Annotated in this window: 11 protein-coding genes; 5 read left to right on the top strand and 6 right to left on the bottom strand. The window is 35.6% G+C overall.

Annotated features, from left to right (window positions below):
• Positions 1–923: integrase domain-containing protein (locus tag PVK62_RS16650; RefSeq protein WP_274449491.1), on the top strand; the 923-nt coding region annotated here is incomplete at its 5' end.
• A 3-nt stretch (positions 924–926) separates the two neighbouring features.
• Positions 927–1220, top strand: coding sequence for a hypothetical protein (locus tag PVK62_RS16645; RefSeq protein WP_274449490.1), 294 nt, complete (start codon positions 927–929; stop codon positions 1218–1220).
• A 559-nt stretch (positions 1221–1779) separates the two neighbouring features.
• Here the strand turns inward: PVK62_RS16645 and PVK62_RS16640 are convergent.
• The 5 genes from PVK62_RS16640 to PVK62_RS16620 all read right to left on the bottom strand — a co-directional run bounded on the left by PVK62_RS16640 (position 1780) and on the right by PVK62_RS16620 (position 5951).
• Positions 1780–2652: a replication initiation protein gene (locus PVK62_RS16640; protein ID WP_274445499.1), complete on the bottom strand. Its 873-nt coding sequence runs from the start codon at positions 2650–2652 to the stop codon at positions 1780–1782.
• A 350-nt stretch (positions 2653–3002) separates the two neighbouring features.
• Entirely contained in the window at positions 3003–3431 is a 429-nt protein-coding gene (locus PVK62_RS16635; RefSeq protein ID WP_274445500.1) for a hypothetical protein, read from the bottom strand.
• 3 nt (positions 3432–3434) lie between these two features.
• A complete protein-coding gene (locus tag PVK62_RS16630) occupies positions 3435–4262 on the bottom strand; it encodes an HNH/ENDO VII family nuclease (protein ID WP_274445501.1) in 828 nt (275 codons plus the stop codon).
• 353 nt (positions 4263–4615) lie between these two features.
• Positions 4616–5062, bottom strand: a complete 447-nt coding sequence (locus PVK62_RS16625; protein ID WP_274445502.1) for a type II toxin-antitoxin system PemK/MazF family toxin — start codon at positions 5060–5062, stop codon at positions 4616–4618.
• 1 nt (position 5063) lies between these two features.
• Positions 5064–5951: a WYL domain-containing protein gene (locus PVK62_RS16620; RefSeq protein WP_274445503.1), complete on the bottom strand. Its 888-nt coding sequence runs from the start codon at positions 5949–5951 to the stop codon at positions 5064–5066.
• A 297-nt stretch (positions 5952–6248) separates the two neighbouring features.
• Here PVK62_RS16620 and PVK62_RS16615 point away from each other — a divergent pair, with 297 nt between their 5' ends.
• From PVK62_RS16615 to PVK62_RS16605, 3 genes are all read left to right on the top strand, one after another.
• Positions 6249–6374: a hypothetical protein gene (locus PVK62_RS16615; RefSeq protein ID WP_274445504.1), complete on the top strand. Its 126-nt coding sequence runs from the start codon at positions 6249–6251 to the stop codon at positions 6372–6374.
• A 1-nt stretch (position 6375) separates the two neighbouring features.
• Positions 6376–6507, top strand: coding sequence for a hypothetical protein (locus PVK62_RS16610; RefSeq protein WP_274445505.1), 132 nt, complete (start codon positions 6376–6378; stop codon positions 6505–6507).
• Positions 6508–6575: 68 nt separating this feature from the next.
• Positions 6576–6776: a YodC family protein gene (locus PVK62_RS16605; protein ID WP_274445506.1), complete on the top strand. Its 201-nt coding sequence runs from the start codon at positions 6576–6578 to the stop codon at positions 6774–6776.
• A 54-nt stretch (positions 6777–6830) separates the two neighbouring features.
• Here the strand turns inward: PVK62_RS16605 and PVK62_RS16600 are convergent, their stop codons facing one another.
• Entirely contained in the window at positions 6831–7088 is a 258-nt protein-coding gene (locus PVK62_RS16600) for a hypothetical protein (protein ID WP_274445507.1), read from the bottom strand.
• Positions 7089–8277 lie beyond the last annotated feature (1189 nt).

Here is an 8277-nt window from a genome sequence, read left to right as displayed (position 1 = left end):
TTGGCTCTCGTGATATGAGCCGAGCGCTTGTTGCTGCCTACAAAATGAAAGGGAACGGTGACAATTCAACACACAATTCAAAAAGTGCTTTCAATGATTTTGCAAAACACATGAAAGAAGAATTTGAGATAAAGGATCTACGAAAAATAGAAAAATCTCACGTTCAGTCTTATGCAGGATCCTTAAATCAGCGTTTTGAAGAAGAAAAAATGAGTGCTTCAACTGCTCAAAATTACTTATCTAAAATTAATGTCGCGCTATCTCATGCTCGATGTGATCACCAGCTTCATATCAATCCTGTAAAAGATGCCGGCTTACCGAATCGAACAGGGATCGCGATCAGTAACCACAGCGTCACACTGGCAGAGCACAATCATGCTGTAAATAACGTGTCTGAGCGACTAGGAGCCATTATAACGCTTGAAAGAGAGTTTGGCCTACGATTCAAAGAGTCGTGTCTTATTGACGCAAAGAGCGCTCTTCAGGAAGCGATTAACAAGCAAGTGATCACGGTTGAGTTTGGAACAAAAGGCGGAAAAGAAAGAACTATCCCAATTTCATCTCATACTCAAATATCTGCACTAGAAAGAGCTGCAGGTATTCAAAAAGATGAACACTCGATGATCCCTGCAGAGCAAAAGTGGTCACAATTTCAAAATCAATCTTATCGAGAGATCTATTCACTTGGTTTTACATTCCATTCCGAACGACATCATTTTGCCAATCATCGATACGAACAATTAACCGGTGCATTAAGCCCTGTGTCAGCAAACGTATCTCATTCAGCCCATCACCAATACCTGGCAACAACGTTAAATATCTCAAAACAAGACGCACGACAGTTAGATCATCAAGCCCGATTACAGATATCAAAAGAACTTGGCCACGAACGTATATCAATAACGAACAACTATTTGGGATAAAGCATGCATCCACAAACCCACTTTGAAATAAGACAAACCCTGATCGTTTACAGTACCAAAGGAAAAAAATCGGCGTACAAAAAGAAACAAATGAAACGATTAATTGCCATCATTGACGATATTTTCAAACACGAACCAATCTCATCCTTAGAAAGCATAGGGAAAAGACAAATTATTGGTTATTGGAAACGACATGAAAATGAATCAGTGAAAACAAGAAGAGAAAAATACTCAATCTTAGTTCATTTTTTTAGAGTATCTAATCCTCAAGTTACTGTACCAGAGCCTAAGCCATAACAAGGGTATTAGAAATTACGCAGGTTGCGTTATGCAACTTGCGTAATTTAGAGCTCGCTGCGCATTTCCTTTCTTGCTAGACCATAGCGAAGCGATAAGAACTACCCCATTTCTTTTAGAGTGTGATTCATCTTCCTGTCGAATGACAAAAAGCACTTTCAGCGCGTATGACTGACCACATCAAAGAATTAATTGATTTTGTAAGGGGTTAATTTGCCCTTTAATTTTTAATGAAGAACTAAAGGAATCTGAGGTTTTAAATAAAAATTAATGGGAGGTATCTAATGCTCTGCTCTTTTATCAACAAGTATTGGTGGAATTAGATATTTTTGAATTAGATAAGAAAAGAATATTAGCAGGGCTTAGAAAGGGGCTATATCTGAATTAAGAAAGGGCTATTCCGACATTAATGTATAACTAATAGGGAACCAATGAAAAAGGATCCGTATAACGATGAAAAAGATCCTTTTTTATCACCTCCCCTGCTCACTTATTGAACAATTTAAACTCTAGGCGTGACGAGTTCCACTCAGCTAAGAGCGTGACAAGGTCACTTAATTTAAGGTATTGGAGGGGCGAATTCCGATTTTTTAACCGATAGTCCCATTCTACGAAGTAGATTGTTGGCCATCTTGGTGATGTTGTCTTTTTCGGTACTAATTGACCACTCTTTCGCTTTGATACGCTCAAGTAGCTTACGAGAAATATAAGCCAGGCGAGTCATTGGGGCCATATCAGCCAATTTAATCTTATAACTCGAGGTTGATTGAGTATGTCGATATTCCCATACACGCAGAATATTACTGTGACAATAGGTTTTCAGCGCGATTTCTGCGTCGTATTTTTCTTGTCTTTTTGCATACTCAATTTCACGTCGCTTAATCTCAATGGAGCGCAAACGATCTAACTCATTCTGATTGATACCAAACATTTCATAGAACAACGGTGTGGTGCATAGCGTTCTTGGCAATCGGCCATCATGCAGAATATCTTGTATGGATTGACCACTGTGCTCAGGCTCGTACAACAAGCCCATGATAACCAATTCTTTCATGATCACTGAAATAGTCGAGCTCGATACCCCGATCTCTTTACCAATCTCGATACACAAATGCGTGACGTTAATACAACCGGTAACCGCATCTGAATGGTAGGAAATCCAACGCAACGTATTTTCAATATTACACTTATGTACTTCTTTAAATGAGAGGTTACGCTTACGCATACCGACCTCAACCAACTTATGAACTAAGAAAGGCCATTGCGAATTTACCCACGCGCCATACTTCTCAAGTGTGTTGAATAACTTTCGATTTAAGGTTGGGATGTGTTTTTTCTTGCGATCACGAAACGGAATAACTTCAAATTCAGAACTTAAAGATTCTAGGGGATGCCATGTATTTAGGGTAGTGAGGGGTAGTCTGTTTTTCATTTCTTGCCTCTTATACGTTGTATTCTGTGAATACGGCTGTATAATTAGCAGTACATCACAAGTATGGTTTGTTGGTGTCGCGTTTGTTAGTGTTGGTAGCACTGAACAAGCACCCATTAAATACGAAAGCCCTAATCGTGTCAAACGATTGGGGCTTTTGTGTATCTTAAAGGTAAAAAACGACTAGGAAGAAGATACAAATCGAGTAGATAGTGCTAAACAAAATGGCAGAATATAGGGATAAATTTATGCACTGTTTAGGTAAATATCTAACGGTAGAAATATATCGTATAATTTATAAAATAAAAAACTAGCTACCTACTAAGCTGCTAGTTTTGATTAAATAACTATTAACGCTCAAAATACCAAGTAATAAATGAATTAAAATCATTCCATTTATATTTAGGATTCCCATCACGGAATTCAACTAAAGACTCACCAAGTTCCAAAAAAACAACCGATTTATCTTTTATATTATAAAAGTAAGTACCGTTTGAAATATCATTCAATGGGATATAATCCTCAGATAAATCAAAAGTACTACGAGCTGCCATAGTTGTTAAAAGATAATCAGTATTTATAATAAACCAACAAAGCTGATATATTTCTTGGCTTCGATTATAAAATGTAACACCATCTTCTACATGAAGGTAAAATTTAGAAATATCATCATTAAGATTCAAACCAATTGATGTTAAAGCGTGCTTGTAATCTTCACTTACATCATCAAACCACCATGAATTACTTTTAAAAAAATTCACCAAATTTAAATCCAACATAACTTACCTCTTTTTGATCTCATTATTCCCTCTCTCAATCCAATAAGCGTCACGATCCACATTAAATATATCTCTATCGACTGGATTTATAGGGTGCTTGCTTGGAAGGTAAGGGTGCAAACTATTACTTCCATAGTATTTTTGATGCGTTTTAGCCGATAACTCAAACAAAGCCCCTCTAGAGTTCTGCTTTGAATGATGGAGATTTATCTGAGAGTATTTTCCATCTTTAATAACAAACGGAGATCTACCATTTTGCACTAACTCTAAATTAGTTTTAACACCACTCCTAGTATTAACGTTTAAATCCCAATCAATATCTTGCTGGTAAACTTTTTGTGATATTCCTGAAGGTGCTTTAAATTCATATGACGAAAATATTTTTTTAACAGGTAATTCATCCAAAACTTTATCCGCATATTTACCCGGAATAGCAGTTACAGCAATTGCAGCAACACCACCCAACGACGGATTAGCTATAAAGTTTTTACCCTCATCAATCAAATCAATAACAGTTTCCATGGCCATTGATACAGGATCGATATTTACAGATTTAACTCCGTCTAACTCTGGATTTTTTAAGGCATCATCAAGATCAAAGCTAGGCACTTCAATCTTCTTCCGTTCAGAAAGCACTCTTGCTCGATTCCTAGCCCATCGTTGCTCATCACTTGTTGTATATGTTAATTCAGCTCTACGAGCTTGACGATGGCGAGCGGCTCGCTCCCTTGCTGTTTCTTGTTCTTCTTCTTCTTTTTTTTCAAAACCTCCTTCAACGGGCTTATACCCTGCTTGAACAAATCTCGTCGGTTTTGGAATGTTTAGTGGCATATAATAAACTCCAATAAAAAGAGTTAAATATTACCTGATAGTTGAAAATCAAAATGCCTGAATAGAACCGTCAAAAATACTATTTCATTAGGAAAAACGATTGCACGTTAAGTTAAATCTGCTCAGAACGCACTTAATCATGTAACTTCCAGAAACTAAAAAGGCAGCCTTACTTAGGCTGCCTTTTTAAATTCTAGATAGTCGAAAGCCCAGTTATTAACTGGGCTTTCTAAGTCCCTCAAAGGGGATTGAAATCTTTAAGTGCCTCAAAGGGCTACGAACTGATTATAGCACTTCCATTATAATTAACACTAGCGTTAATTAATAAAGTAATGAAACGAACTAAATAAATTTTACTTTAGTAACGATTTTGCATTTACCGCAGCGATAATACCGCGCTGAACTAATTCAACCATTTCCCGAGGTAATTTCTGTTCAAAACGTTCCCCATTATCAATCATTTTAAATAAACGGTATTTACTAACTAATTGAAGAGCTTCACATTTTGCCCAGCGTTCTCGTTTATCATAAAAATTAGTCACTCGAAAATAATCAGAAGTAATCTCAACATGAGTTCCATTATTTATCGATGCTATATTCTTTGTGGAAGAAATAGGCACAACTAAATGACACCCTCCCCCAACTTTAGGATTGATAACCATAACCATTCTACGCTTAATCATTTCATTCGGTATTCGGCCATCATAATTACGCTCATCATACCCTTGTTCAATTATCTTAAAGTTTCCAAAATCACACTCAAGGATATCTCCAACTTTAGGAATATATGTAATTGCCATATTAATTATGATCCTTAACTAAAAAACCAGGAGCTAGCAAACCATTACAACCATCAATACTTAAAACGTCTAAATTAACTAAGGCTAAATGATACTGTTTAGGATCTAGTTGATAATCATTCGAACAATCAACATTCCACTGTTGTAGCCAATATTGAGCGAGGGCTAAGCGCACTGATACTACTTTCGTCTCACCGTCAAATTTCAATTCATGTTTAATAGTCTCAGGGTGCTCAATTTTAGGGTGAGGTTTAATCTCTAAATTAACAAATTTATTCCAACAAAAATCAATACATTGAAGGTTACTATCTTTGGCATCACCAATAGCTTCAACGACTTCAATAATTCTATCTACAACTAGCTCTAAAAATTTTTCATATTTAAAACAATAACACCTAACGTATAGCTTTGAACCACTGTCAAATATAGAATGAGGCGCAATAGTCTTTACCCCTCCTGACGAACCGCTACCAATAGAAAAATACCTTATAGTAATCACATTCTTATTTACAATAGCTCGAGAGATTGGCGCTATTACATTCAAATTTGGCTCAGATATTCGAGGGGAAGATTCTATTCCAACAGAACCGAAACCAATAATATTGGACATCTTACTATTTTTTAAATTCGATATTATCGTTGTTATATTTTTTATGTAAATTGGTTTAAATGTATCTTCTTTAAGTTCATATCGACGAAGACTATTATTAAAAACCAAATTATTTCCGAACTCATCAAGTTTTCTATATTTAGCTATATCTCTAGTAGCTGCAGCTTCTTTTATATCAAATCGACACATTAAATCACGACGAGTAAACCACCCTTTAAGAAGTAATAATTGCTCGATAAAATCCATTCTAAGGTCAACTAAACTTTCACAATGAGTCATGTATCCTCCAACAAATACGAATAAAAAGAAAACAAACAGAACAAAACTTGATCTAATCAAAATGATTTGCGATACTAATGATTAGTGTATACTTATAGACGATAAAAAACACTTTTTATTAAGTACATGTAAGAGATATGCGAAAAAAGAAGGAGAGTTAAGAAGATTGCACTCAACTTAACTCATTGAAATTAAACGTAACGACAATATATCACAGATGAATTTCATAGCTATCCTACATAATAGCAATAAAAATAACAATTCTGTGATGGTGCGATTAAAAATTAAGGTCACAAAATGATCAATACAACTGAAGAACAAGAATATATTTTCCGTCCTTACATCACAGTAAAGGGAAAGCGAATAACTAGACCGAATGGTGGTATGTTTAAAATTCCAGTAAATAATAATAAAGGTGAATAATATGGCTGACAGAAGACCAATAAATCCAAATGTAAATGTTCCTAAACCTGGCGGTGGTGAACAACCAAGAGATCGCAATAACGATGGTAGTATTCGAAAAAAACGTTCGGATGCTGGAAAACCACGAAAATAAATTAAAGACCGTTTATAAAAGAACGGTCTATTTATTACAATGTAGTGAATAATTAATAAGGAAAAAAAATGGCTTTAGATACTTTCAAAATCGGTGATATCGTTCAATTAAAAAGTGGCGGTCCAATTATGACTATACATGGAGAACACATGTATGGAGGAGCGATCTGCCAATGGTTTAATAAAAATGAAGAAATAAAAACAGAAAGATTTGCAGAAGAATCGTTAAAAGCTCATATTGAAAGAACAACAACCGTTAAGCTTATTTAATACCTCCACGTAATTACAAAGGCCGCCAGAGGCGACCCAATTATTAATGTTCGTTTATTGATAAGATTCCAATACACCATTTAAATAACCTCTAGCAAAAGCAGCTTGAACGCTTTTGTGTCGAACAGTCCCTGCTTGACTATTTGGCAATGATTCAAAATCAATAGTAATGGATGATGCTTTTAATCGACCTGATTCCATTCCTTTTTCATATGCACAACCTGCACATTTATGACGTCCATTAAATTTACTTTGGTCATTTGGGAGCCCTTCAAATTCAGGGCTGTAACGATGCTGTAATTCACATCTCATAGTTTGTTACTCCTAGCTTATGCAGACCAAGGCGGTCTGTATGAATTATTTTAACCTTTTTATTAACAGCCCTAATTTTTTGACCTAAATTTTGTTAGTCCAAATCCGATGCGCGATATGCCCTTTATGTTAAATCCGTAAGTTAGCCTATAAAAACCATGCTTTCGCAGCCTGAAAACCTCATAGAGCCGATTTTTAGATATAAACCACACCGATATACCCCAAAACACGTTTGAAAGTTTATGACGCTTTCAGAGCGATTTACAGGGCTATAAAATCTCGAACCGGTTTACTCAATAATCAGCCTGTAACGCCTATTTTTAGTCATTTAGCATTAAGGTAAATTTGAATTCATTAAAATTCATCAAGGTTTAATGAATTCTATATATGAGCAATACAAATATAGAAAACTGTTTTAAATATATAGAAATCTGTTTCTAGCAAAAGCTTACGTTTGACAACATTACACTGCAGTGAGATGATCACTCTATCAATTTACAGTTGAGTCGTTTTGGCTGTAAGCTCTTCTGAGTAACGACAACTTTCTTCCATGCGCTTTGCTGCGCATGTACCACACACCCACCGGTGTGGCCCGAATCGTCGGGAGTGGATACCTATAGCTATTTCTTAGCTACATACCAATTGATTATTTCCAACTTATGCAAGATGTCTTGCAGCTGCTTGGCTACGTCAAATTTAATCACCTTATGATTTACTCATAACCTACTCTCATCGCGTCTAATTTTTTTATAAAAATTAGACGCGGAATACCGCTATTTGCTGAAAACCCTTTCGCCATAAGCCTTAAACACAATAATCTATTGTTGCCTTCAATCAAATGGCCGGAAGTTTTGGAAAGTACATAGTGAAAAATCTCAATGTTGAGGTATCGAAATACGAAATTATGTTCGTATTTAATGCAAACGATACGGCACTGAGAAAGAGAGCAAAAAACAACAGCGTATCGCTGTGTTCTCACAATAGATCAGAGTCTGCAAAATGACGTTCAAGAAGCACAACTTGCTGATCTTAAAAAATAAATGTGCGTAATCTCTTAACTAAACATCAATGATGAGCATCTGTGAGAATACAAAATACTAGGCGTAAAAATACATAATTCAAGAAAGGAAATTACATAACTAGACGGGAAATTACATGGATAGAAAACTGCATGTAAGAAATTTTGGAC

Origin of the sequence: Aliivibrio sp. S3MY1 (assembly GCF_028765575.1) — a bacterium.
Lineage (GTDB): Bacteria > Pseudomonadota > Gammaproteobacteria > Enterobacterales > Vibrionaceae > Aliivibrio.
The sequence above is the reverse complement of the archived record's forward strand: the minus strand, read 5'-3'. Positions and strand labels throughout refer to the sequence as shown.

Coding starts and splice junctions, on each gene's coding strand:
- PVK62_RS16645 (WP_274449490.1), top strand. CDS start 927: ATGCATCCACAAACCCACTTTGAAATAAGACAAACCCTGATCGTTTAC.
- PVK62_RS16640 (WP_274445499.1), bottom strand. CDS start 2,652: ATGAAAAACAGACTACCCCTCACTACCCTAAATACATGGCATCCCCTA.
- PVK62_RS16635 (WP_274445500.1), bottom strand. CDS start 3,431: ATGTTGGATTTAAATTTGGTGAATTTTTTTAAAAGTAATTCATGGTGG.
- PVK62_RS16630 (WP_274445501.1), bottom strand. CDS start 4,262: ATGCCACTAAACATTCCAAAACCGACGAGATTTGTTCAAGCAGGGTAT.
- PVK62_RS16625 (WP_274445502.1), bottom strand. CDS start 5,062: ATGGCAATTACATATATTCCTAAAGTTGGAGATATCCTTGAGTGTGAT.
- PVK62_RS16620 (WP_274445503.1), bottom strand. CDS start 5,951: ATGACTCATTGTGAAAGTTTAGTTGACCTTAGAATGGATTTTATCGAG.
- PVK62_RS16615 (WP_274445504.1), top strand. CDS start 6,249: ATGATCAATACAACTGAAGAACAAGAATATATTTTCCGTCCTTACATC.
- PVK62_RS16610 (WP_274445505.1), top strand. CDS start 6,376: ATGGCTGACAGAAGACCAATAAATCCAAATGTAAATGTTCCTAAACCT.
- PVK62_RS16605 (WP_274445506.1), top strand. CDS start 6,576: ATGGCTTTAGATACTTTCAAAATCGGTGATATCGTTCAATTAAAAAGT.
- PVK62_RS16600 (WP_274445507.1), bottom strand. CDS start 7,088: ATGAGATGTGAATTACAGCATCGTTACAGCCCTGAATTTGAAGGGCTC.